Source organism: Pseudovibrio denitrificans JCM 12308 (assembly GCF_001310815.1).
GTDB classification, from domain to species: Bacteria; Pseudomonadota; Alphaproteobacteria; order Rhizobiales; family Stappiaceae; genus Pseudovibrio; species Pseudovibrio denitrificans.
In genome coordinates this window covers 82,577-106,040 of record NZ_BAZK01000011.1, presented here as the reverse complement: position 1 = coordinate 106,040, position 23,464 = coordinate 82,577, and the positions used below count along the sequence as shown (strand labels likewise).

19 protein-coding genes and 5 pseudogenes are annotated in these 23,464 nt (G+C 52.7%); 15 read left to right on the top strand and 9 right to left on the bottom strand.

Translation table 11 applies throughout. The features are described 5' to 3' along the window. Positions 1-163 precede the first annotated feature (163 nt). The 7 genes and pseudogenes from JCM12308_RS30155 to JCM12308_RS16085 all read left to right on the top strand — a co-directional run. Positions 164-1,242, top strand: a pseudogene (locus JCM12308_RS30155) (monovalent cation:proton antiporter-2 (CPA2) family protein); the annotation flags it as partial. 48 nt (positions 1,243-1,290) lie between these two features. Beyond that, positions 1,291-2,067, top strand: a complete 777-nt coding sequence (locus tag JCM12308_RS30150) for an NAD-binding protein (protein WP_373282380.1) — start codon at positions 1,291-1,293, stop codon at positions 2,065-2,067. Between the two features lie 112 nt (positions 2,068-2,179). After that, positions 2,180-3,958: a monovalent cation:proton antiporter-2 (CPA2) family protein gene (locus JCM12308_RS16100; RefSeq protein ID WP_054784438.1), complete on the top strand. Its 1,779-nt coding sequence runs from the start codon at positions 2,180-2,182 to the stop codon at positions 3,956-3,958. 146 nt (positions 3,959-4,104) lie between these two features. After that, the gene (locus JCM12308_RS16095) at positions 4,105-4,527 is read left to right on the top strand and encodes a MerR family transcriptional regulator (protein WP_014284301.1); all 423 of its coding nucleotides are present in this window, start codon (positions 4,105-4,107) and stop codon (positions 4,525-4,527) included. Positions 4,528-4,533: 6 nt separating this feature from the next. After that, positions 4,534-4,848, top strand: a complete 315-nt coding sequence (locus JCM12308_RS33050) for a hypothetical protein (protein ID WP_208978641.1) — start codon at positions 4,534-4,536, stop codon at positions 4,846-4,848. Between the two features lie 133 nt (positions 4,849-4,981). Continuing rightward, positions 4,982-5,896 carry an MATE family efflux transporter gene (locus JCM12308_RS16090; RefSeq protein WP_373282379.1) on the top strand — a complete coding sequence of 305 codons (915 nt, stop codon included), beginning with the start codon at positions 4,982-4,984 and terminating at the stop codon, positions 5,894-5,896. 167 nt (positions 5,897-6,063) lie between these two features. Further along, a complete protein-coding gene (locus JCM12308_RS16085) occupies positions 6,064-6,285 on the top strand; it encodes a DUF2093 domain-containing protein (RefSeq protein ID WP_014284299.1) in 222 nt (73 codons plus the stop codon). Here JCM12308_RS16085 and lpxK read toward each other — a convergent pair. The 6 genes and pseudogenes from lpxK to JCM12308_RS16055 form a co-directional block, all read right to left on the bottom strand. Continuing rightward, on the bottom strand, positions 6,282-7,256 hold the full coding sequence (gene lpxK / locus JCM12308_RS16080; protein WP_244271922.1) for a tetraacyldisaccharide 4'-kinase: 975 nt from the start codon (positions 7,254-7,256) through the stop codon (positions 6,282-6,284). The genes JCM12308_RS16085 and lpxK overlap by 4 nt on opposite strands. A 41-nt stretch (positions 7,257-7,297) precedes the next feature. After that, positions 7,298-8,587, bottom strand: coding sequence for a 3-deoxy-D-manno-octulosonic acid transferase (locus tag JCM12308_RS16075; RefSeq protein WP_054784437.1), 1,290 nt, complete (start codon positions 8,585-8,587; stop codon positions 7,298-7,300). Positions 8,588-8,608: 21 nt separating this feature from the next. Beyond that, positions 8,609-9,307 (bottom strand): lysophospholipid acyltransferase family protein, encoded by a 699-nt coding sequence (locus tag JCM12308_RS16070; RefSeq protein ID WP_054784436.1) that lies wholly within the window; start codon positions 9,305-9,307, stop codon positions 8,609-8,611. Positions 9,308-9,355: 48 nt separating this feature from the next. Continuing rightward, a complete protein-coding gene (locus tag JCM12308_RS16065) occupies positions 9,356-9,598 on the bottom strand; it encodes a DUF4170 domain-containing protein (RefSeq protein WP_008550012.1) in 243 nt (80 codons plus the stop codon). 49 nt (positions 9,599-9,647) lie between these two features. Continuing rightward, positions 9,648-10,442, bottom strand: a complete 795-nt coding sequence (locus JCM12308_RS16060; RefSeq protein WP_054784435.1) for a 3'(2'),5'-bisphosphate nucleotidase CysQ — start codon at positions 10,440-10,442, stop codon at positions 9,648-9,650. Continuing rightward, positions 10,429-11,771 (bottom strand): annotated as a pseudogene (locus tag JCM12308_RS16055) (TldD/PmbA family protein). Before JCM12308_RS16055 ends, JCM12308_RS16060 begins: the two are co-directional and overlap by 14 nt. A 317-nt stretch (positions 11,772-12,088) precedes the next feature. Here JCM12308_RS16055 and JCM12308_RS16050 point away from each other — a divergent pair. Beyond that, on the top strand, positions 12,089-12,532 hold the full coding sequence (locus tag JCM12308_RS16050; protein ID WP_054784434.1) for a DUF6101 family protein: 444 nt from the start codon (positions 12,089-12,091) through the stop codon (positions 12,530-12,532). A gap of 160 nt (positions 12,533-12,692) precedes the next feature. Here the strand turns inward: JCM12308_RS16050 and ubiA are convergent. Beyond that, a pseudogene (gene ubiA, locus JCM12308_RS16045) lies at positions 12,693-13,636 on the bottom strand (4-hydroxybenzoate octaprenyltransferase). A 71-nt stretch (positions 13,637-13,707) separates the two neighbouring features. Continuing rightward, positions 13,708-14,196 carry a hypothetical protein gene (locus tag JCM12308_RS16040; protein WP_014284291.1) on the bottom strand — a complete coding sequence of 163 codons (489 nt, stop codon included), beginning with the start codon at positions 14,194-14,196 and terminating at the stop codon, positions 13,708-13,710. 123 nt (positions 14,197-14,319) lie between these two features. On the opposite strand from JCM12308_RS16040, the pseudogene purD reads away from it, so the two are divergent. Further along, positions 14,320-15,599: pseudogene (gene purD / locus JCM12308_RS16035) on the top strand (phosphoribosylamine--glycine ligase). A gap of 318 nt (positions 15,600-15,917) precedes the next feature. Here purD and JCM12308_RS16030 read toward each other — a convergent pair. Then, a complete protein-coding gene (locus JCM12308_RS16030) occupies positions 15,918-16,682 on the bottom strand; it encodes a helix-turn-helix transcriptional regulator (RefSeq protein WP_054784433.1) in 765 nt (254 codons plus the stop codon). 213 nt (positions 16,683-16,895) lie between these two features. On the opposite strand from JCM12308_RS16030, the gene JCM12308_RS16025 reads away from it, so the two are divergent. The 6 genes and pseudogenes from JCM12308_RS16025 to JCM12308_RS16000 all read left to right on the top strand — a co-directional run bounded on the left by JCM12308_RS16025 (position 16,896) and on the right by JCM12308_RS16000 (position 23,458). Next, complete coding sequence (locus JCM12308_RS16025; protein ID WP_054784432.1) at positions 16,896-17,741, top strand: patatin-like phospholipase family protein; 846 nt, start codon at positions 16,896-16,898, stop codon at positions 17,739-17,741. Between the two features lie 30 nt (positions 17,742-17,771). Continuing rightward, a complete protein-coding gene (gene fdhD / locus JCM12308_RS16020; RefSeq protein WP_008549681.1) occupies positions 17,772-18,524 on the top strand; it encodes a formate dehydrogenase accessory sulfurtransferase FdhD in 753 nt (250 codons plus the stop codon). A gap of 46 nt (positions 18,525-18,570) precedes the next feature. Continuing rightward, positions 18,571-20,864 (top strand): annotated as a pseudogene (locus JCM12308_RS16015) (FdhF/YdeP family oxidoreductase). 245 nt (positions 20,865-21,109) lie between these two features. Next, positions 21,110-21,502 carry a DUF302 domain-containing protein gene (locus tag JCM12308_RS16010; RefSeq protein ID WP_054784431.1) on the top strand — a complete coding sequence of 131 codons (393 nt, stop codon included), beginning with the start codon at positions 21,110-21,112 and terminating at the stop codon, positions 21,500-21,502. Between the two features lie 522 nt (positions 21,503-22,024). Continuing rightward, on the top strand, positions 22,025-22,468 hold the full coding sequence (locus tag JCM12308_RS16005) for a VOC family protein (RefSeq protein WP_054784430.1): 444 nt from the start codon (positions 22,025-22,027) through the stop codon (positions 22,466-22,468). 369 nt (positions 22,469-22,837) lie between these two features. After that, the gene (locus tag JCM12308_RS16000; protein WP_054784429.1) at positions 22,838-23,458 is read left to right on the top strand and encodes a hypothetical protein; all 621 of its coding nucleotides are present in this window, start codon (positions 22,838-22,840) and stop codon (positions 23,456-23,458) included. The last annotated feature ends 6 nt before the right edge of the window (positions 23,459-23,464 follow it).

Genomic DNA, 23,464 nt, shown 5'->3' with positions numbered 1-23,464 from the left:
AAGGGCTAAATTGCATCTTTTTTCAATACAACCTGAACACCGGAAATTGCAGTTCGTTAAGGGTCCTGAAGATTTGCCTTAGCTTGTCTGCATTGTGTTGAAGCCGAATTTACGATGGGTCTGTAGCTTTTCCTGCAAAAATAATAATGAGCCGCCCCTTTTCATGATCTCACTCCACCAACTGGATTTTGTCGCAGACATCATGCTGTTTTTGAGCATGGCGATACTGGTGGTGCCGTTTGCCAAGCTGATCCGGGTTGGGACGATTGTGGGCTACCTGATTGCCGGTGTCATTCTTGGCCCCTGGGGGATCGGGCAGTATCTAGGCAGCCCTTTCAGCACGCCGGATGAACTTCGCCCTATCGGTGAGCTTGGCGTGGTGATGCTGCTGTTTCTGATCGGGCTGGAACTTAATCCCGGCAGGCTGTGGTCATTACGGCGGGAGATCTTTGGCTCAGGGTCTGCTCAAGTCGGGTTTTCTGCACTTCTGATTGGTCTGGCAATCTATTTTGCAGGGCTGACCTGGCAGAAGTCACTCATAATCGGGCTCTCCCTCGCCCTCTCCTCAACCGCTCTTTCCTTGCGCATTTTGCAAGGCAGTGGGGACCGGACGACACCCATGGGGCAAACCTCCATCGCAATCCTGTTGTTTCAGGACATGATGATCGTTCCCATTCTCGCCCTGATGGCGATTGTGGCGCCAGTTCCGATTGATACGGGACAACGGCCCGGTTGGGAGACCGCATTGATTATGGCGTCCACCGTGCTGCTGTTGGTTGCTGTTGGGCGATATCTACTGACTCCGTTGTTTCGCCTGTTTGCCCGCATTGGTGCCAGAGAGATGATGACGGCCTCTGCATTGCTGACCGTGCTGGGAGCTGCAGCACTGATGAAAGCCGTTGGGCTCTCGAGTGCTCTTGGGGCGTTTATAGCGGGGTGATGTTGGCAGAGAGTTCATTCCGACATGAGCTGGAAGCAGATCTTGAGCCGTTTCGTGGCTTATTGCTGGGCTTCTTCTTCATCACCGTGGGCATGTCCATTGATATGAACTTTGTCTTCCAGAACTGGGTGATAGTGCTGGCTTGCAGTTTTGGGCTCATGGTTCTGAAGTGCTTAAGCATCTTCACCGTAACCCGCATATCCGGTCATACCTCTGAAAACAGTTTGCAGATTGGCGGGTTACTGGCGCAAGCGGGGGAGTTTGGTTTTGTTATCTTCTCCGCGTCCGTTGCCGTTGACCTGCTGAACCCGCATCAAAGCAGCCTGCTTTCTGCGATTATCTCCTTCACCATGGCTTTCACACTGCTCAGTGTGAAACTGACGCAGTGGTTTGGAGTTAAGCTCAGGCCGGAACCGGTAAAGCCGGACATTCCCAATACAGAAGGTGGGCGCACTAATGTGCTGGTGATCGGGTTTGGTCGTTTTGGGCAGCTTGCCAGCCAGATGCTGATTGCACAGGGCTCAACTGTGACCGTTCTGGATATGGATGCCCAGCACATTCGGGAGGCTTCGCGCTTTGGCTATCGGATCTATTATGGAGATGGTCGGCGACTGAATGTTCTGCGGGCAGCTGGGGCAGAAAATGCCAGCGTAATTGCGGTGTGTACGGAACGTGCTGAGACAACCAGCCAGATTGTGCGTATGACCAAAACACAGTTTCCGCTCGCCAAGATATTTGCGCGCGCTCATGACCGGCGCCATGCCATTCAATTGGTCACTGCCGGGGCGGATTATCAACTGCGCGAAACACTGGAGTCAGCGCTGGAGTTTGGGCGGGAGATTCTGGAGGAGCTTGGAGAAGACGAGGATCACACTCACGAAATTCTTGCTGATGTTCGCCGGCGTGATGCGGAGCTGTTGGCCTTGCAACAGGTTGGTGGGCTTTATTCAGGTTACAAGCAGTTCAAACTGCCAGAAGTGCCAGTGAAACCACTGATCAAACCAAAGTCCGAATCCACGGCCCTGAACGAGCCAGCACGGCGGTTGGCAGAGGCTGAAAAACAGGCTGAGAAGGAGCAGGCGGACAATTCTGAAAAAACTTCAACACATAAGCCATCATCAGACTAGCTTTATACGGAAAACTACATTTTCCCTTAGATACAATTAAGGTATTTCCCTCAGAATCGACAGAAATCAGCAAAGTCTGTTTCAGTATTTGAATTTTGTTTTTAGGGTGCCAATGGCAGAAGCTCACGTCCCTCCGTTTTTTATTGAAACCATTGTGGTTCTCTCCGCAGCCGTCATCGCCGTTCCAATTACCAAACGGCTTGGACTTGGCGCGGTTGTGGGCTTCCTTGCAGCGGGCATGGCGATTGGCCCTTATGGCATCAGCTTCTTCAATGAGCCTGAGCGAATATTGGGCTTTGCGGAGCTTGGGGTGGTGCTGCTGTTGTTTGTGATCGGGCTTGAGCTTGAGCCCGCCCGATTATGGACTATGCGGCGAGACATCTTTGGCCTTGGCACGGCACAGGTGCTGATTTCCGGCCTTGTACTGACATTAGGGGCCTTGATGTTTGGCCTTTCCTGGCAAGTTGCGCTGATTGCCGGTCTTGGCCTTGCTTTGTCGTCCACCGCATTTGCCTTGCAGATGCTGCAAGAGCGTGGCCATCTAAGCACCAAGTATGGCCAGCGGGCTTTTGGTATTTTGCTGCTGCAGGACATGGCCATTGTGCCTTTGCTCGCCATGGTCGGCATTCTGGCCCCTGCTGAAGCGGACGTAGAAGAAGCTTCCATTGCGATGCAGGTGATTACGGTTGTTGCCGCCGTCGGTTTCGTGATCTTTGCCGGACGCTTCCTGCTCTCGCCCCTCTTCCAGCTTCTGACCGCATCTGGTGCGCGTGAGTTGATGATTGCCGCCGCTTTGTTGGTTGCGCTTGGCAGTGCAGGCTTGATGAGCCTTGTGGGATTGTCCATGGCTCTCGGTGCATTCCTTTCCGGCGTGATGCTGGCAGAGTCCAGTTATCGGCATACGTTGGAAGCTGATATTGAGCCGTTCCGATCCATGCTGATGGGCTTGTTCTTCATGACGGTGGGCATGGCGCTGGAGCTGGATCTTATTGTCGCCAACTGGCAGCGCATCGTTTCTGCTGTGGTCCTGCTTATGATCACCAAGGGCGTGTTGCTTTGGGGGCTTTCCCGCTTGTTTGGATCGTCCAACTCCGACGCACTCCGTGTGGCTGTTACTCTGCCTCAAGGTGGTGAGTTTGCCTTTGTGTTGTTCTCAACAGCGACCGCTGCGGCCATTTTGCCGGAAGAAACAGCCAATATTCTGAGTGCGGTTGTGATCCTGACCATGCTGCTGACACCCCTTGGCGCTGTCGGTTTGGACTTCGTGGCCGAGCGCATGAAGAAGCATGGCGATACCACCAACAAGATCGAAACCTTTGAAGATGCTTGCCCGAGCGTTCTGATCGTTGGCTTTGGTCGCTTTGGCATGATGGTTGCGCAAATGCTGACTTCTGAAGGTATCTCCGTGACCGCGCTCGATAACAAGCCGGACCGCATCAACTACGCGCGTCAGTATGGCTACAAGGTCTATTATGGTGATGCAACGCGGCCTGATGTTTTGAAGGCTGCTGGTGGCGAGAATGCGACCTTGATCGCGCTGTGTATTGAAAATGACCGCGTGATGAAGCAAGCCATCTTGCAGATTAGATCCGCCTTCCCGAATGCGGCTCTTTATTGCCGTGCAACGGATCGGGCGCATGCTTTGGATCTCACCCGCCTGGGTGTTGACTACCAGATCCGCGAGACGTTCGAGTCCAGCCTCACCTTTGGCCGCAAGGCACTTGAGTACCTTGGTCTGCCAGCGGACCGGATTGATGAGGTTGAGGATGATGTTCGCAAACGGGACGATGAGCGGCTGACAATGCAGCTGGCTGGTGGTGATCTGGCGGGCTCTGATATGCTGCATCAACGTACTCCGCGGGACGAAGGCAAATCAGAAAAACCTGATTAATTTAGTCAAGATATCAGCGCACTACTCTTGACCTCTATTGATTTGAAGCACATTTAGAGCGAGGGTGCATTGCATCCTCTTTTCTACATTTCGTGATCTGTGGCACTGCATTCCCACGAGGTTCACATTAATCCCTATGGTTCGATATGGCTGGTGAATATTCAATCGGTGATCTGGCGAAGAAGGCTGGCGTAAAAGTCCAAACAATCCGGTTTTACGAGCAAAAGAAGCTGCTACCGGAGCCTCCGCGGACAGAGGGAGGCCAGCGCCGATACGGCGAAGACCACCTGAACCGACTGTCTTTCATTCGTCATGGACGTGATCTTGGTTTCTCTCTTGAGATGATCGAGAGCCTTATGCTGCTCAAGGAACATCCGGAAGATGACTGCGAGGGCGCAGACGAGATCGCGCGGGCTCACCTTGCTGAGGTTGAAGACAAGATTGCTCGTCTGCAAAGCCTGCAAAGTGAACTGAAAAAGATGCTGGTTCATTGTTCCAGCGGCAAGATACATGATTGCAGGGTCATTGAGGCCCTCTCCTGCGATTGCTATCAGCATCGCGAAAAGTGAGTTTTTATGTCCAGACCAACTAGATCCGGCGCACGGGATGCGAAGTTTACCTATGGCTCGACCATGCGCCATGTGCTGGTGATGACATCTACCGGCTCCGTCGGATTGATTGCTATTTTCCTCGTTGATTTTGCTAACCTTTTTTACATTGCACAGCTGGGTATTGAAGAGCTGGCCGCGGCTATCGGTTATGCCGGTACAGTGATGTTCTTCAACTCCGCCATCGGCATCGGGCTTTCCATCGCTGCCAGTGCTTCTGTTGCCCGCCGTATTGGACAAGGGGATGCCAGAAGCGCGAACCGCTCGTTAGTATGTCGTTGATCATCTCCACTTTGATCTCACTGGCTGTTGTGGCCGGTAGTCTGGCGTTTCTGGATGATTTGGCGATGTTGCTTGGCGCGAGTGGACGCACTCTCGAGTACACTCTGACTTCCTTTACATCGTCGTGCCATCCATGCCGTTGCTTGTTGGCGCCATGGTGCTTTCTGCTCTGCTGAGATCTGTTGGCGATGCACGCGGTGCTATGTTTGTGACACTTTCCAGCGGGTTTGTTACGGCAGTTCTCGACCCTATCCTGATCTTCGGATTTGATATGGGCATCACAGGCGCAGCTGTTGCCTCCGTCATCTCCCGTGCGGTGATGGTTGGGGTTGGTTTTTACATCCTGATCGTGAAGCACAACATGATCGGCAAGCCAGAAATCTCAGAGGCTGTGAGTGATACGGTGGATCTGTTCAAGGTGGCGACACCTGCCATGCTGACGAACATTGCGACGCCCGCAGGCAACGCCTGGATCATTGCTGAGATGGCTCAGTTTGGTGATGGCGCCGTTGCAGGTTTTGCAATTGTTGGCCGCATCATCCCTGTGGCCTTTGGTGCGCTGTTTGCCCTTTCCGGTGCTGTTGGTCCGATCATTGGGCAGAACTTTGGAGCCTTGAAGTTTGATCGCCTAAGCAAGATCGTGAAGGACTCTCTTCTGCTGATCGTGGTCTATACGCTGGCTGCCTGGGCACTTTTGTTCATGCTGCAAGAGCCACTTGTTGAATTCTTCAATGCGGAGGGTGACAGTGCGTCTCTGGTATTCTTCTTCTGCACATTTGCTGCGGCTGGCTTCCTGTTCAACGCAGCACTATTTGTGACCAATGCGGTCTTTAACAACCTCGGCTTCCCAATCTATTCCATGCTGTTCAACTGGGGCAGAGCGACACTGGGTACCATTCCGTTCACCATTGCCGGTGCTTACTTCTATCAGGCTAACGGTGTCTTGGCGGGACAAGCCATTGGTGGCGTGGTCTTTGCCTTTCTTGCGCAGTATGTGTGCTGGCGGACCATCGAGAAAATTCGCAGGGAAAAACTGGCGGCAGCTTAATTGCTGCCAGAATTCATTGCTTAAGATATCCAGATTTACTGCTTTGCCGTTTCAAAGGGCGTCTCTAACCTGAAAACTACGTCTCCATTTTTCGGAGATACGCGGTGGCCTTTTTAGAGTTTGAGCGGTAAGAAGAGAGAAATGAAACAATTCCGGATGCAGAAATAATGAACCGTTTTGAACAACCGCGCATTCCAACAGAAGCACGTATCCGCTACATGGATGGTGATTATCAGGTGAAAGCACCGGGTAACTTTGTGAAGTGTGCGATCACTGGCAAAACGATCATGCTTGAAGAGCTCAAGTACTGGAGTGTTTCCCGTCAGGAAGCTTATGTGGATGCAGATGCTGCACTACAGGCTTATGAAAGCAATGATCTGAAGGCTTAAGCCCTCGCTGATCCAAGCACTGGTTTCAGGCGCTCAAGCAGGGCGTCTGGATCTTCAATCTTCATTTCCACTTCCAAAACACTTGCAACATTTGCAAGCCGCGCAATGGACCGCTCTTCGCGACCATCCAAACGCACATAGTCCTTGGTTGTGGTGATCGGCAGCAGATCCTGTGCTTCTGCCATGCGCAAAATCAGGCGTGCATCTTCCTTTGTAAAGTAGTGATGGTCCGGGAAGGACATGGTCTCAACGACCTCAGCACCTGCTTCCTTCAGGCTGGCAAAGAGTTTCTCAGGCCGGCCAATACCTGCAAAAGCCAGGACTCGCTCCCCTTCCAGTGCATCCGCAGAGACGGGACGGATAGCAGCGCGCATCAGGTCGATACCGGCTTGCTGGGCGGCTTCCTGTTGCAGCTTGCTCTTATCCCCCTCACCCACAACCATCAGCAGGCTAACGCGTCCCAGTTGCTTCTTAAACGGCATTCTGAGTGGGCCAGCTGGAATACATCTGGCATTACCGATACCGGTTTTGGCATCCAGCAGCACGATGGAGAAGTCTTTGTGCAGGGAAGGGTTCTGAAATCCATCATCCATGATGATGACAGAGATGTCTTGCTGTTCCAGAAGCTTCGCACCTGCAGCGCGATCAGCTGAGATTACTGTTGGACCACGACGAGCCAACAAGAGAGCTTCATCTCCCACCTCAGCAGCTGCATAGTTGGAAGCTTCCACTAGCAGCGGGCCTTTGTTGGTGCCGCCATAACCTCGCAACAGAAAACCAGGGGTATGACCCGCTTCACGCAGCAGTGCATTTAATGCGAGTGCAAAAGGTGTTTTTCCTGTTCCACCAGCTGTAAAATTGCCGATGCAGATCACTGGCTGCTTGGCTTTGTAACGTGGATTGTATTTGAAGCGGCGTGCTGCCAAGAACCCGTAGAGCGCACCTAGAGGCTCAATAGTTTTGCTTGCCACGTTCCATTTGGCGTCCACCAGAAATTAGGAGCATTCATAACTTAAGCCTCCCCTGTTTCTGTTGGTTTCACCGGAAGATACTGTTGCAGCTCAAGCTGTGTTGCAGCGAGCGCACCGCGTCCGGATTCTACCAAGGCTTTCGCCTTTTCAGTACGCTGCTGAACCTCTTCCGGTTTATGGAGCAGATCTTCGACCTGTGCGGCCAACTCACTCGCATTGTGTACCAAAAGCACACCCTCTTCTTTAGAGAAGTGGCGATAGATCCATGCAAAATTCTGAGTATGAACACCAGAGAGGATCGCACAGCCAATCTGAGCTGGTTCAAGCAAATTGTGTCCACCGATTGGAGCGAAAGAGCCACCCATGAAGACGATTGGAGCTACGCGGTAGAACAAACCTAACTCGCCAAGCGTATCCGCGATATAGATGTCTGTTGCGTTGGTGATTGCCTCACCTCTTGAGCGCTGTGTGCATACGAGACCCATATGCTCCAGCTCTTCCCGGATTTCTTTGGCCCGGACCGGATGGCGAGGAACAATGATTGTGAGCAACCGATCAAACTTCTGCTTCAGCTCCAGATGGGCCTTACCGATCTCGGCTTCTTCTTCAGGATGTGTACTGGCTGCGAGCCATCTTGGTCGACCTTCGAGCTGATCTTTGAAATCAGCGAGTTCGACCGGGTCACACTCAGGAATGTTGCCATCAAACTTGATGTTGCCTGTCGCCTTTACGCGGATTGCACCAAGCTGCTTAAAGCGGGCGCCATCATCGTCAGACTGCGCGAGCACACAGTCTACAGTCCCGAAAACGGAGTGCGCGAAGGATGGAACACGGTTCCAGTTTGCAAAGGAACCTTCTGACATACGTCCGTTGACGATGATCAGCGGGATCTGGCGCTTCTCCAACTCATGGAACGTTGCAGGCCAGATCTCGGATTCAACAGTGATGGCCAGACACGGTGCCCAGTGATTTAGGAACCGTTTGATGTTGCCGCGGGTATCATAGGGGACAAACTGGTGAATCACACCTTCTGGCGCAGATGCCTCAACCACTTGCGCAGATGTCAGTGTTGCCGTGGTGAGCAGGACATGTGAACCGCCATCCACCACTTGCTTGGCCAGAGGCAAAACGGCATTGGCTTCACCAACACTAGCTGCGTGGATCCAGATCAGGTTTCCAGCTGGACGATCCTTTGAGGCAACGCCAAAACGTTCACCTTTGCGGTTCTGATCTTCTTTGCCCTGTCGGGCGCGCAGCTTGTATAAGCCAACGAGCAAAGGCGCGGCCAGACGACCGAGACCTTGATAGACTCTGAAGATCACTGAACTCATGGGACCCAGTTCTGCCAGTAATTATTTTTTGCCTGATTTAGCGATTGCGTAAGCTTTGTCAGTCGTCTCGTTCATTCTGGTTTCCAGAAGCTGACGAATTTCCTCAAGCTGTTCATCGCTTGCATCAGCCGGAACCGGAATGGGCTCGCCAAAGCATAACGCAATATGGCTGAACGGCAAATTGATGGAAGCCTTATCCCAAGTATCAAGGTCATAATGACGGCTGGTCGCAATTGCGACTGGCATGAGTGGCCGACCGGAATGCTTGGCCAGCTGAACAATGCCTTTACCTGCTTTACGAGAAGGGCCTTTTGGCACGTCCGCCGTCATCGCGACGTTGCCACCTTCTTTCAGCGCACGCAGAGCTTCGATAAAGCCGCGCATGCCGCCACGTTTGCTGATCTGGCTGGCGCGTTGCGCACCAGCGGCCCGGATGAGACCGAGCCCCAGTTTTGATGCGCAAATCGCCTGCATTTCACCATCAGCACTTCGGGAAATCATCACCCGCACGTCCCAGTCTTTTGGGCGCGCAAAGGGCATCATGAAATGCTGACCGTGCCACATGGACACAACGTATGGAACAGTGTCCTCGTGATCCTCATAAAAGTTCGGAGGATCGAGAGTGAACTTACTGCTCTTGCGCACGAAGAGCAGATAATACGCCATGGCATTGCCCACCAGCTTCATCACAAGCGGGTGTTTGCCGAGTTTTTTCAACATTTCACAGGCCCATTTGGTTTCGGGCGGAATTCCCGGGAGGCGCAGTACTTACTTGGTTTCTGCGCCCGGATCAAGCAGACGGTGCATGTGTACAATGAAGTAACGCATCAAGGCGTTATCTACAGTGCTTTGCGCCTTTGCTTTCCACGCTGCGTGTGCTTCAGCGTAGTTCGGGTAGATTCCTACAATGTCCAGATCCTTAAGATCCTTAAAGCGAACATTGCTGATATCTTCTAATTCGCCACCAAACACGAGGTGAAGTAGCTGTTGGTTTTCTTCTTGAGCACTCATGGTGTTCGCTCACCTTCTCCACAAACAGTCCGACCGAATACCGTAAGGATTAATCCTCTACGGATATTCCCTGAAGCCTTTTAAACAATTTGGCAGAAGATGCCACTAGTCCGGGGTGATTTGTTCTAGTTTTATTGTAGTAGAGCGTTGATCCAGACAAGTCTACTAACTGCCCACCAGCCTCGCTTATGATTAAATCCGCTGCGGCAAGGTCCCAATCACGGGCTCTGGCGCGGGCCAAACCGGCATCCAATTTCCCACAGGCGACCAGTGCAAAACGGTAGGCAAGTGAGCCCAAATAGGGGCTAAAACGAATCTGCTCGCTTTTTACGCCTTCCTTTTCGAGGAAGCTGACCGGACCAGCAATGTAGGATCCGGTGACAGATGGGCGAGCGGAAACACTGATCTTTTCCTGATTGAGGTAACTGCCACCACCACTGACTGCGGTGTAAAGCTCATCGCGAACCGGACAATAGATGACGCCGACGGTGGGGCGGCCATTTTTGACCACGGCCAGAGACAGGCACCATTCATCGCGACCATTGAGGAACGCGCGAGTTCCGTCGATCGGATCAACGATAAAGACGGTTTCGTGATCCTTGCGGGCTAGATCGTCTTCGGTTTCTTCCGAAAGCCAGCCGTAATTCGGGCGTGCTTCGCGCAGTTTGGAAGCCAAGAACTGGTCAACTTCGATATCTGCGACAGATACCGGCGAGTCGCCTTCTTTGGTCCAGTTTTTTGGTGAGTTTCCAAAATAAGAAAGGGCGATCTTGCCGCCCTGCAGAGCTGCTGTGACCAGCAGCTCCAGATCTTCCTGCAGGCTATTTGTATTAGCTTCCGGCAATCGTCAGTCCTTCGATAACCACTGTTGGCGTTGCCACTGCATATCGCTCGTCCAGATCAGATGCCGGTGTGAGGTTCAGGAACATATCCTTCAGGTTTCCTGCAATGGTGATCTCGCTCACTGGGTAGGCGATTTCGCCGTTCTCAACCCAGTAACCGGAGGCACCGCGGGAATAGTCACCTGTTACACCGTTTGCACCGTGACCGATCAAGTCCGTTACCAGCAAACCTTCGCCGATATCTCTTAAGATTTCTTCCGGTGTTTTCTCGCCAGCCTGTAGTGTCAGGTTGGTTGCGCCGGGAGATGTGCTTGAACCGGAGCGGCGGGCACGACCGTTGGAGGTCAGGCCAAGCTCACGGGCGGCGTAACCATCCAGGAACCAATGACCGAGAATACCATCCTCAATCATGTTGAGGTACTCAGCTCCGGTGCCTTCTGCATCAAACGGGGCCGTTCCGCCACCACGTGCTTTGAAAGGATCATCGGAGATGGTGATGCCTTTGCCGAACACCTGCTGGCCCATCTTGTCTTTCAGGAAGCTGGTGCCGCGGGCGATGGATGCACCGTTGATTGCACCTGCGAAGTGACCAAGAAGGGAGCGTGCAGTACGTGGTTCGTAAACCACGGGTGCCTTGCGGGTTTCCAGCTGGCGTGGATTGAGGCGACGAACTGTCCGCTCGCCTGCGATGCGGCCAACTTCTTCCGCAGACATCAGATCATCCAATACGTGCGGGAATCGAATTCGTAGTCGCGCTCCATGCCAGTACCCTCACCCGCGATAGCGGTCATGGAGAAACCGGATCGGGAGCGTTGGTAGGCGCCGACAAAACCGTGGCTTGTGGCAAGCACGATGCCGGAGAGGCCCCAGCTTGCTCCAGCACCGCCGGATTTGGACACGCCCTCTACAGCGAGTGCTGCGGCTTCCGCATCCAGAGCAGTTTTGGTCAGCTCATCCGGGCTCACTTCGCGTGGGTCGATCAGGTCCAGCTGCGGGATTTCTTTCAGGAGGCGCTCAGGTTCAGCAAGGCCAGCATATGGGTCTTCCGGAGTGACTTTTGCCATTTCCACTGCGCGGGCAGCGAGTTCGGCTGGGTCATCACTGGCGTTGGAAGAGATGCTGGCGACTTGTTTGCCAACAAAGACGCGGAGTGTCACGTCGTTGCCTTCTGCGCGGTCGGTGTTTTCAACCTTGCCTTCGCGCACGGAGACAGACAGTGACATGCCCGTAACTGCGATTGCGTCTGCTGCATCGGCTCCAGCTGCTTTTGCAGCTTCCACCAAGCTGACTGCCTGTTCTTCAAGCTTTGAATTGGCAATTGCGTCAGACATTCGCGCGGACCTCCTGTTGTCTTGCTCTTCGTGTTTAGGGCGTGCCTGACATAAGAGCAAGCACACCTGCCAAGAATCGCGGGGCTGTACGCAGAAATTGCGGCATTCTGCTTGCAGTTCCCTGCCCTACCGATGAACCCACCTAAAGATAGTTAGAATTTTATCGAGTTCGGAAGAGGTTCGCTAAGCCTCTTTAAAATCAGAGTTTTTTAACCATTCGAGTTAAGGAGTTACGCAGATTCTACCCTGTAATTTTCCTCTAGTTTGAAAAGAAGATGAATTGAAACCTCCACACCTGTGGAGGGAGGGGCAGTTCCGTGATCAACTACAAATCGCAGTTTTTGGGCCTTGCGAGCAACGACAACCACATTAATCGTGTGCGTGTCTCGCTGCCGTTTCGTATGCAAGCGGACCTGCCGGATGATCTTCTTGAAACACCGGGTGTTAACAGATCCGATATTCGCATTGATCCAGACAAGGTGCTGATCCGACGGGAGATGGGGGGCTTGCCTCTTACTCTGTCGGTTCCACTTGGCTCCTACTCAGGTATTGCAGCTAAGGTTACGGTCAACGAGATCACTGATGAGCTTGAGTATCAGGTGGTTCTGCTGCACCGAGATCATGCTCTGAGCATTCCGCTTCTTACTGGCACTGATATGGAACTGACGGCTGATTACTGGGAAGCGTGGTCGGATGCTTTGGCATTACCGTTGTTGACCATCGACAGTGATGGCACTTCCAAACTTGCGCGCTTGGCTTGAACACCTGCTCTAAAGGGGAGCCATTGCCACGCAGAAAACTGCGTGCGCTCACCGGACGTCGCCCGCGGTTTCTTGTGGGACGTGAGACAGGTAAGCCGACGAAGCTGCAGAAAGTTTTTGCCAGCTCTCGCCGCTTTACATCCCTGCGTCGCCGGAATTCTTAGATGTAATAGGCGGCCAGACCGTCCAGTACCAATCCGATAAACAGGATCAGACCGAAGGTGGAGTTGGACTTGAACAGCTCGAGACACTGATCTCCATCGTCAATGTCCAGCACACGGATCTGGTTGAACAGATGGAAGGCTCCAATCGCAAGGCCTGCAAACGCTAGCAGACCGCTGCCAGCGAGAACGAATGCGCCTGCAAACAGAACCACAGTGGCTCCGTAGAGAATGACCAGAGCCTGACGGGTTTTCTCGCCAAACAGACGTGCCGTAGAGCGAACGCCGACCAGAGCGTCATCTTCTTTGTCCTGATGCGCGTAGATAGTGTCGTAGCCGATGGTCCAGACAATACCGCCGCAATAGAGCAGCACAGGTGCCAGCGACAAGCTGCCGAAGACCGCTGCCCAGCCCATCAGTGCGCCCCATGAGAATGCAAGACCAAGCACAAACTGTGGCCAGTCGGTGATGCGTTTCATGAACGGGTAAGCCGCCACGATGGCAAGGGACGACATGCCCAGAATGATGGTGAAGGTGTTGAACTGTAGAAGAACAATGAGCCCCGCCAGAGCCTGCAGAATCATGAAGATCTTGGCTTGCCTGCTGGTGACCTGACCGGACGGGATGGGACGAGAGCGCGTGCGCTCAACCTTGTCATCGATGTCCTTGTCGACAATGTCATTATAAGTACAGCCAGCACCGCGCATTGCCACTGCGCCAATGAACATCAAGATGGCATACCAGATGTTTGGAATCGGTGCGCCAGCTGCATTAGAAGCCAGAGCTAAAGACCACAGACACGGCCACATGAGCAGGTACCAGCGATCGGGCGTTCCCATCTTGCAAGGCGGGCAAACGGGCGAAGGCCCGCAGGCAGGCGTGTATCAACCCAATGACGCTTTACCGCATCAGCAACTGGTCCAGTGTCTTTGGTATTGAACATTGCCACCTCACCGTCATCACCGGAGCTTCTCCGCATCTCATCAGGATGACACGGCACACTCCATATACGCTTTAAAAGCTAAGAGGGAATTCCTCTTCGTAGTGAATGGTCTTTTCCAACAGATCGACACTTTGCGTCAAGAAGCCAAATTCTTCGAAGAACCGTTTTCTGGTCTTTCCCTGAGGCTTCTTGAGCGAAACCTCCATTTTAACGACAGACTTTTGTGCCAGATCGTCTTCCAGCTCATGCAATATGGAGGGCAACAGCCGCTCTATTCCTTCAATCGGGGCCAGAGCAATCTGCTCAATGAACCCGACCTTGCCACCTGCCCGCACGCTATAGCGATAGCTGACGAGCACAAATCCGAGACTTTTTCCTGTGCTTCTGATCAACCAGGCCTGCCCTGCACTTGGGTCCACCAACAGGCGGCGGGCGGTTTCTTCCAGCGAGAGAACCGGCTCTGAGAGCGTGTCCTGCTCTCCCCATTTTGCCAGCAGCTCGAAGAACTCATTCATAAACAGCGGTGTAACCAGCAGCAATTCGACTGATGGACGAGGCATTTTTGGGTCTCTCCGGAGCTGTTGTTCGTTTACTGACAGCGTTACTCATGCTACACGCTGCATCACAATCTAGACGCACAACTCGGGAACCTGTTCCCTTCTTAATTTCAGGGTCTACCTCTCATGAATATTCTGCTGATCGGTTCTGGCGGGCGTGAACATGCGCTGGCATGGTCTTTGGCAAAATCTCCTGTGCTCAATGAACTGTTTGTTGCTCCGGGCAACGCAGGCATCGAACAGTTTGCCAAATGTATTGCACTGGACCTGACTGATCACCGTAGTGTCATCGAGTTCTGCCGATTGCATGACATCAACTTTGTCGTGATTGGCCCGGAAGCACCATTGGTTGATGGCCTTTCTGACAGCCTGACCCATGCTGGTCTGCGCGTGTTTGGTCCCTCTTCTGCTGCTGCGCAGCTGGAAGGATCCAAGGGCTTCACCAAAGACATGTGTGCTCGCGCGAACGTGCCAACCGCTGCCTATGGCCGCTTTGACAACGCAGAAGCCGCCAAGACTTACATTCGTGAGCAAGGCGCTCCGATTGTTGTGAAGGCAGATGGCCTTGCTGCTGGTAAGGGCGTTATCATCGCCATGAACGAGCAGGAAGCGTTGGACGCAGTCGACAGCTGTTTTGATGGCGCATTTGGCGATGCAGGTGCCGAGGTTGTTGTAGAAGAGTTTCTTGAGGGTGAAGAAGCCAGCTTCTTCGTTCTGTCTGATGGTGTGAATGCGCTGCCACTGGCCACTGCACAAGATCATAAACGTGCGTTTGATGGTGATGAAGGCCCGAACACCGGCGGTATGGGTGCTTACTCCCCTGCTCCTGTAATGACCGAAGAGATGATGGACCGGGTGATGAAAGAAATCATCCATCCAACCATCGCTGATATGAAGCGCAGGGCTGCCCGTTCAAAGGCGTGCTTTATGCTGGTCTGATGATCACCAAGGACGGTCCGAAGCTGATTGAATACAACGTTCGCTTTGGTGACCCTGAGTGTCAGGTGCTGATGATGCGCCTGAAGACCGACCTGCTGCCAATTCTGCTTGGTTGCGCGGAAGGTACTTTGGATCTGGTCGATGCGGAATGGCATAGTGATCCTGCCATCACTGTTGTGATGGCGGCCAAGGGCTATCCGGGTTCCTATGAGAAGCTGACCGAGATCAAAGGTCTGGTGGAAGCTGCGGCTGATCCGGACGTGGAGATCTTCCACGCAGGCACCGTGGTTGCTGATGAGAAACTGCTGTCCAATGGTGGCCGTGTTCTGAACATCACCGCACGGGCGGCGACTGTATCTCAAGCACGGGCGAAAGCTTATGCCGCGATTGAGAAGATCGACTGGCCGGAAGGGTTTTACCGCAAAGACATCGGTTGGCGCGCTGTTGAGCGTGAGCAGCAGGGCTGATCAAGTTCAGCTTTGACCTATGAGTTTTGAAAGGAGCGGCTGTAGGGCCGCTCTTTTTGTTTTTGGCTTGGGGGTGGGCAAAAAAAATCCTCCGAAGCTGGCTTCGGAGGAGTTGTATTTATCTACACTATTCGGCCGGGCCACGACAGCCTGTGCCCAGACCAACAGATCAAATTGATAAACTACCACAAACAACTGCACGAGGCGAAAAAGTGCCATGCAGGAGCTAAAGTGCAACCTCTAGCAAATGTGAGTATGCATAAATGCACAACTCATAACAATGGGGGATTTTCCCTGATGCCTTAAAGTTGCAAGTGCCTAAGGTGAAAGCAACTGAAAGGTCATTGCACGGGCCACAGCGTGCGTACGGTTGGTCACTCTAAGCTTTTTGCAGGCCCGTTTTATGTGGTGTTCTACAGTTTTCTCAGAGAGATTCAGGATATGGGCGATTTCTTTATTTGCCCTCCCCGCCGTCAACCACAGCAGGCATTCATGCTCCCGCGGCGTGAAACCAAAAAACTCGCTTAGGGTTTCGGGTTCTTGCGCATAAGTATGGAAAAGGTGCACCGCACCCTTCAGAACCGGGTAGTTGGAGGTCATCTGCGCATCGAAGCCCAACTGGGTGCGTTCGCATGAGGCGAAACTGGCCCCACCCACCAAATGCTTGTTGGAACACTCCAGTGGGATCGTGACGCCAAACTTCAGACCAGCAGAGCGGACATCATTGAAGAAGTCGCTGTCCACCTTACTCGTTGGCCGAACGGTATAGTCCGTCCAGAGCTGATCAACCTTCCTGCCGCTGAGCAGGTGGTCCATACCCGGGTCTTTGAAATAGTAGTGATGGGAGTTGTAGTGCTCTACCCAGTCTTGCGCATGGTTGGACAGGCAGATTGGCTGGCGATCCTCTACACGGCCCTCAATCTTGGGCACGATGATGTAGGCGCCTTTTTCAAAACCGAGCTTTTCTGCAAATCGAGTGAGTTCTTCCCAGCGTGCTTGTAGGGATGAACAGTTCCATAGCTCTTGAGAAAACTGCAGGAGATTTCGGTCAAAGCCCGCCGGATAGCCCATGGAATAGTTCATCGTAACACCGCAAGATTGGAGCCCCGCTACACATCAGCCAGTCGAGCCCTGCTCAACTGCTACCAAATATAATGATATGTTTGCCCCAACGCCCATCTATTGTTTATCTATGTTCGTCGCGGTGATTATCACTGTATTCTTCTCGGTTTTCAATTGGAAAGCTGAGGGGAACACCTATATTTTTATTATAGATATTAAAGGAACAGGCTTTCAATGAGTACTCCCAAGATCGGCGTTGCCCTTGGTGGCGGAGGCGCCCGCGGTCTCTCCCATATTCCTGTTTTGCAAGCTCTTGATGATATGGGCCTCACCCCACATGCCATTACGGGCACTTCTATCGGCGCTTTGATTGGCGCTGGATATGCTGGTGGGATGAGCGGTGACCAGCTTGAGGAGTACACACTGGAAACGCTTGGGGAGTGGAAGAAGGTGCTGGGCAAGCTGGTGGAAGTGAGCATGCCCAAACGGTTTGCAGATCTGATCGGCGGCAAGTCCAGTTTTGGCCAGTTCGATTCCAAGCGTGTTTTGGAAGTCTTTGTCGGTGATGTGCTGAAGCAGGACTTTTCTGAGCTTTCCATCCCGTTTCAGGCCATTGCTGCGGATTACTACAAGGCAGAGGAAGTGCGCTTTGCGGAGGGAAATCTGGTGGACGCGGTTTCTGCGAGTATTGCCATTCCGTTTGTGTTCAAGCCTGTGCACCTGAACAACACGGTGCTGATTGATGGCGGCGTGGTGAACCCCCTGCCCTTTGATGTGCTGCCCGGCGATTGTGACATCGTGATCGCCGTGGATGTGGTTGGCACGCCGAAGAAGGATGAGAAGCGCGCTGTGCCCAGCGCGACCGAAAGTGTGTTCGGAGCCACTCAGATCCTGATGCAGACCATTTCTCAGGAAAAATTGAGAATACGGGCACCGGACCTTTCCATCTTCCCGAATATCAAGCAATATCAGGTACTTGATTTCCTGAAGGCACGGGAAATTCTGGAAGATAGCGCTGGGTTAAGGAATAGTGTGAAGGTTGAGCTTGACCAGAAGATCGAGAACTACCTAATCTCCTGATAAGAAGAATAGAAAGAAGTGGAGTCTGGGTTGTCTATTGTAGACCCTGAGTGGCAAACACCTATCAATGACGGCAGAAAGCTACCTCCTGAAGTTCCGGTCGCGGTTACGCTGAACGGAGAGGGCTTTGCTGTGTTCATGGCCACGCCCAGAGACCTTGAAGATTTCGCCGTGGGATTTGCGATCAGCGAGTCCATCGTCTCCGGCATCAAGGATGTGCAGTCTATTGCCTTGCATGAACATGGCGAGGAAGGCATCAGCGTCAATCTGGAGATTGAAGACGAGCAGTTCTTCACCGCTGTGAAACGCAAACGCCTGCTGACCGGGACGTCCGGCTGTGGGCTGTGCGGTCTTGATAGCATTCGCGCGGCATTGCGTGCGCTTACTCCCCTTTCCCCTCAGCCAGCTCCCAAAACGGAGAGCATCAGCGCCATGTTTGAGGCGATGCAGTCCAAGCAGACGCTCAACGACATTTACGGTGGCGGACTGCATGCAGCTGCCGTGTGCTGCGGCGAGGATATTCTGGCCGTGCGCGAAGACATTGGCCGCCATAACGCCATGGACAAGGCGCTTGGGGCCGGTGCGCGCAGTGGTGAGCCGGTCGATCTTGTCATCACCACAAGCCGGTGCAGCTCTGATCTGGTGCAGAAGGCTGTCAGCGCTCGTGTGGGCACGCTTGCTGTTATGGCAACGCCCAGCGATCTGGCTGTCAAGCTGGCGCGAGAGAATTGTTTAAATCTGTTTAGTTGCAACCGTGGATACAGCTTCACACGCTACAGCTAGCGACTCATCAAGTTCGTGGGCGATTTAAGAGCCTGAGGAGTCCGGCGTGTCCGACAATATTATTGCAAAGAAATCAACAGCTCCTGCTGGTGGCTGGGGTGCCGTGTGGAGCTGTGGTCAGGCTCTGCTGCAAAACACGTCGCTCACTTCGGGAATCAAAACAGTCTTAAAAACCAACCAGCCTGACGGGTTTATTGGCCCCGGCGTGGCGTGGGTGGATCCGGAAAAAACAACTTCCATCGAATTTTGTGAGAACGGTGTGAAGGCCGTGGCCGCGGAAATGACCGAAAAGCGGATCACTGAGTCGTTCTTTCAGGAGTACACCGTCTCCGAGTTACAGACGTTCTCTGACTTCGACCTTGAGGATCAGGGCCGACTGACCTGCCCTTTGCGCTACAACAGGATTACAGACCGCTATAACGAGATCACCTGGGCTGAGGCTTTCAAGGAGATTGGCGCTGAGCTGCGGGCGATTAAAGATCGCAAGGAGGCCGTGTTTTACACCTCCGGGCACGCCAGCAATGAAGCTGCCTTCCTCTACCAGTTGTTTGGCCGCATTTACGGCACCAGCAACTTCCCTTCCAGCTCTAACATGTGCCACGAGGCCAGTGGTATTGCGCTGGAGGAAGCCATTGGGTGCGGGTTGGCGACGGTTCGGCTGGAAGACTTTGCCAAAGCAGATGCGATCTTTGTGTTTGGCCATAACCCTGGCGCGACTGATCCACGTATGCTGCCTGTTCTTCGCGACGCAACCAAGCGGGGCGCGCAGGTTGTCTCCTTCAACCCGCTGCGCGAGCGTGGGCTGGAGCGGTATGCGGACCCGAAGAACCAGTTGGAGATGGTGCGTTTTGGCTCTCGCCCTGTTGCCAGCCACTTCTTCACGCCCAAGCTGGGCGGCGACATGGCAGCTGTGCGCGGTATGGTGAAAGCCATTCTTGCCTGGGACAACGAGCGCATTCTCACCCATAGCATCATCGACCGTGTGTTTATTGAAGAGAACTGCGGTGGGTTTGAGAGTTATGAGAAGGCGCTGGAGCTGACCCCGTGGAAAGAGATTGAGGATCAGTCTGGTCTGACGCGTGATGAAATCGAGAAAGCTGCCCTGCTTTATGTGCAGGCGGATCGTCCGATTATTACATGGGGCACTGGCATCAGTCAGCATAAGCACTCTGTGGCGACCATTCGCGAGATCATGAATCTGTTGTTCATTCGCGGCAATGTTGGCAAGCCGGGCGCAGGCGCCTGTCCGATGCCGGGGCATGCGAACACGCAAGGCATCCGTCGGATGGGCATTACCTCTGATCCATCCGAGGAGTTTTTGCTGGCGCTGCAGGATGCGTTTGAGTTTGAGCCGGAAATGCACGCGGGTGTGGACTCGGTTGAAGCCATCAAGATGATGAATGAAGGCAAGCTGCGGGTGTTCATGAGCCTTGGCGGCAACTTCACCCGCTCTGCCCCGGATACAGGCCTGACGGAAGAAGCCATTCGCAAGTGTCGCCTGACCATTAACATTGCGACCAAACTGAACCGAAGCCACCTGATGACTGGCTCCCTCTCCTACATTCTACCGAGCCTTGGGCGCACGGAGTATGATGAGCAGCGGTCTGGCGACCAGATCGTGACGGTAGAAGACTCGCTCTCCAAGATCCATAGCTCCGCCGGGGTCAATCCACCGGCCTCAGATCTCCTGATGTCTGAACCTGCCATCATTGCCGGGCTTGCCAGAGCAACTATTGGCAACAAGGTGGTGAACTGGACGCATCTCATTGAGAACTACGACCGCATTCGCGAGAAGATTGAGGAAGTATTGCCGGAGTTTGCCGGGTTCAACAGCCAGGTGCGGACACCGGGCGGGTTTTATCTGGCTAACCCGATTGCAGACCGTCGGTGGGCAACGAAATCCGGCAAGGCCGAGTTCTCCGGTTACTCCTTGCCACTGGCAACCGCTGCTCAGCTGACTTCCAAGCGCCGAAGCTCACCTTTACTCTGCAGAGCATGCGCTCCAACGACCAATTCAACACCACCATTTACTCGCTGAATGACCGTTACCGCGGCATTTCAGGCGGGCGTAAAGTGGTATTTATGAACCCGATCGACATGCGCCGTGCCGGCGTTTCCAGAGGCGAAAAGGTTGATATTGGCACTGTTAGCGAAGATGGCCGCAATCGGCGTGCGCTAGATTTTCAGGTTGTGCCCTACGACATCCCTGAGGGATGCATTGCCTCCTATTTCCCAGAGGTGAACGTGCTCGTTCCGGTGTATTCCACGGGTGATCAATCCAACACTCCCACAAGCAAGGCTATTCCAGTGACGCTGTCAAAATCTCGTCGGCGGGGGTGATTGTGTTGTTTTGAGAGAAGCACGATCATGTGAAAATAATTTATATGTAATCAGAATATTTCCATAGTTAAATCAACATACTCCAGTAGGGGAAAGTTTCTATTTCTTCAGCTTGGAGTTTATGTTGGGCTTCTGTTGCATTCAACTTTATGTCCCCTAAGTCGAATTAGTTTCACAAGAAGGATGATGCTTTGCGTAGTTTGTTTCTGGCCTCAGCTCTAATACTTGGAAGTTTGTATCCCGCCATGGCTCAAGATATTATCAAGGTCAATACCAATAAGGCCGTGCAAGAGGCTATGGATGCACTGGAGGCTACTGCTCAAAAGGCAGGGGCAACCATATTTGCTCGTGTTGATCATGCAGCAGGAGCCGAAAAAGTTGGCATGTCCATTCCAGCGAACCAGTTGCTGATTTTCGGTAATCCGGCTCTTGGTACACCTGCGATGGAAATAGATCCGCGGGCAGGTCTATTCCTGCCACTCAAAGTGCAGGTCTATGAGGATTCCGAAGGGCAAGTCTGGCTGGCTTATGAGGATCCAAAAGAAACAATGAAGGATCTGGATAATGTCGATAAGTCCCCAGTAATCGAGAAAATGCGCGGTGTTTTGGCGAAGCTGACCTCCAAAGCTGCTAAATAATCGAGACTTTACGTCAAAAACTTCAGACTATTCCAGGGTCTGTAGAATGACCCTGGACAAGCAGATTGGCGAACTACGCTTCACCCTCAGTTGCTTTTCTCGCTCAAAGACCATTAGAAGCGAACATGATCAGACATGGCAATGGCAGCAATGACCAAACTGGCGTTCACCAAAAAGCAGAATGGCATGAGTTCGCATCAACTCGCCCCAGTTAAACCTGCTTATCTGCCAATTGGTTAGGACGATACCATCTTTGCAGCCGTTTTGAGCATTTTCCATCCTCTCCATGGCCAATGCATAAGCCACGGAAAGGTTAGTGCTTTTTGATCCACCGCGTTCACGCAGGATTACACCTTCCAGCCATCACGATATCTCAAGGGACTACGTTACCTCCTCCTGCTCAAGGAGTGCGTTTCAGTTCCGGCGCCGCTCTCAAAACTCCGAGATCAAAAGAAGGGATGTTGACATGTGGATTTATGTCCATAAAGTATAGTAGCTATATTTATATTATGGAGAGTCGTTATGTTGTTTAATTCATTGCAGGGCAAAGGCGCCGTTGTGCGTCGGTTTGCTCTGGGTTTTGTTGCTTCTTTTGCGTTTGCAAGCGCTGTTTCGGCAGAGCCGTTTCAGGAGGTGACTGTTGGGGTGCCGGTGCCTTCACTGGCGGAAGCAGAAGCGTGGTACACCAAGTTTCTTGGCCCTGACACTGAGGTGCTCAGACCTGTTCCCGGTATTGTGGAGTTCAAGGTAGCGCCGGGGGTTTGGTTCCAAGTCTTTGAGGTAGATGACACGCAGCCAAGCGGCGCTATTGTCCGTTTTATGGTGGAGGATATGGCGGCGAGCCAAACCGCGCGCACGGCACTGAAAATCGATACGGGAGAGGCCGTGGAGATACCTGAGGTCGTGACATACTCCGAGTTTGCCGACCCATTCGGAAACGCTTTGGGGCTCTATCAAATGCCTTAATGCAGCAGGAAGTCAGCCGTAAGGCTATCAGCTTTTAACACTCAGCACGCTGGCTGGATTTAAAGTCAGCGTGCTTGGCTAATTTGCACTAAGTAAGACGCCAATAGTTTACTATGAAAACTCGCAATTATAGCTGAGAGTACGTCTCGCCTTTCGCTAGGCATTTGTTTCCAGTGATTGGCGGTTCTGTTTATTCAAGGCACAGCTAAAGAGGCAGAGCTTGTTACGCGGACGTACTCACTTCTATAACCGACATGGTTGCGGCTCTGTTGTTTGGGCTACAAACCTTATCCCTAGATCGAGTACTGACAATTGAACAACAGCGCCTTTTGACAGGTCTAGGCATAATGGGACTGAAAGCGGGTAGGAATGGTACGTTTTAGTTGGTGGGCAAACAGATTAATCGGCTTATATATTTTGCTCATAATCCTTGCTTTGTTGTTTTCTGTCGCATCGACGCGATTTGGTAGTTTGGCCATCTTGGAAAGGAAACTCAATCCTTCGACCTTTGTGTTTTGGCAAGATGGTGAACTATACAAAAACCCTCCGCTGTTTACGCAAGTTATGGCTGATGCAAAAGGGCAATTTGCTTCTCGCGAACCCAGCAGCTTTGAAGACGTCGATATTTGGGTTTTAATCTTAGAAGGCTTTGCAGACATCAAAAACGTAGAGCTAGCACCGCACCTAGGTATCGACATCGACGATGCGGCAACATTCTCCACTGATATCACAAAAAGTCTTATGCAGGTTAGCCTGAGGGTTCGACTACACCCATTCCCTCTCGCTATTACCCGAAAACACATTGTCTTGGTGAATGTAAAATCTCTTCGTGAAAACTTCAAAGAACAGTGTTTTGACGAGATAACGTATGAATCCATGATCGAGGATCATGATCCGAAACTTTGGGAGCAATGCCGGATCAGTGCAACTGAACCGGAGACCAAACATCTTCTGTATAGCTTCGTTAGACCAACTTTCATCAGTAGGTGAGGCAGT

Bases quoted from the DNA above. Each gene is read 5' to 3' on its own strand.
- JCM12308_RS16085 (WP_014284299.1), top strand. From the start codon at position 6,064: ATGAACCGTTTTGAACAACCGCGCATTCCAACAGAAGCACGTATCCGC.
- JCM12308_RS16095 (WP_014284301.1), top strand. From the start codon at position 4,105: ATGGCTGGTGAATATTCAATCGGTGATCTGGCGAAGAAGGCTGGCGTA.
- JCM12308_RS30150 (WP_373282380.1), top strand. From the start codon at position 1,291: ATGGCTTTCACACTGCTCAGTGTGAAACTGACGCAGTGGTTTGGAGTT.
- JCM12308_RS16065 (WP_008550012.1), bottom strand. From the start codon at position 9,598: ATGAGTGCTCAAGAAGAAAACCAACAGCTACTTCACCTCGTGTTTGGT.
- JCM12308_RS16025 (WP_054784432.1), top strand. From the start codon at position 16,896: ATGAGTACTCCCAAGATCGGCGTTGCCCTTGGTGGCGGAGGCGCCCGC.
- JCM12308_RS16070 (WP_054784436.1), bottom strand. From the start codon at position 9,307: ATGTTGAAAAAACTCGGCAAACACCCGCTTGTGATGAAGCTGGTGGGC.
- JCM12308_RS16010 (WP_054784431.1), top strand. From the start codon at position 21,110: ATGGCTCAAGATATTATCAAGGTCAATACCAATAAGGCCGTGCAAGAG.
- JCM12308_RS33050 (WP_208978641.1), top strand. From the start codon at position 4,534: ATGTCCAGACCAACTAGATCCGGCGCACGGGATGCGAAGTTTACCTAT.
- JCM12308_RS16075 (WP_054784437.1), bottom strand. From the start codon at position 8,587: ATGAGTTCAGTGATCTTCAGAGTCTATCAAGGTCTCGGTCGTCTGGCC.
- JCM12308_RS16040 (WP_014284291.1), bottom strand. From the start codon at position 14,196: ATGCCTCGTCCATCAGTCGAATTGCTGCTGGTTACACCGCTGTTTATG.
- JCM12308_RS16100 (WP_054784438.1), top strand. From the start codon at position 2,180: ATGGCAGAAGCTCACGTCCCTCCGTTTTTTATTGAAACCATTGTGGTT.
- JCM12308_RS16090 (WP_373282379.1), top strand. From the start codon at position 4,982: ATGCCGTTGCTTGTTGGCGCCATGGTGCTTTCTGCTCTGCTGAGATCT.
- JCM12308_RS16005 (WP_054784430.1), top strand. From the start codon at position 22,025: ATGTTGTTTAATTCATTGCAGGGCAAAGGCGCCGTTGTGCGTCGGTTT.
- JCM12308_RS16030 (WP_054784433.1), bottom strand. From the start codon at position 16,682: ATGAACTATTCCATGGGCTATCCGGCGGGCTTTGACCGAAATCTCCTG.
- JCM12308_RS16000 (WP_054784429.1), top strand. From the start codon at position 22,838: ATGGTACGTTTTAGTTGGTGGGCAAACAGATTAATCGGCTTATATATT.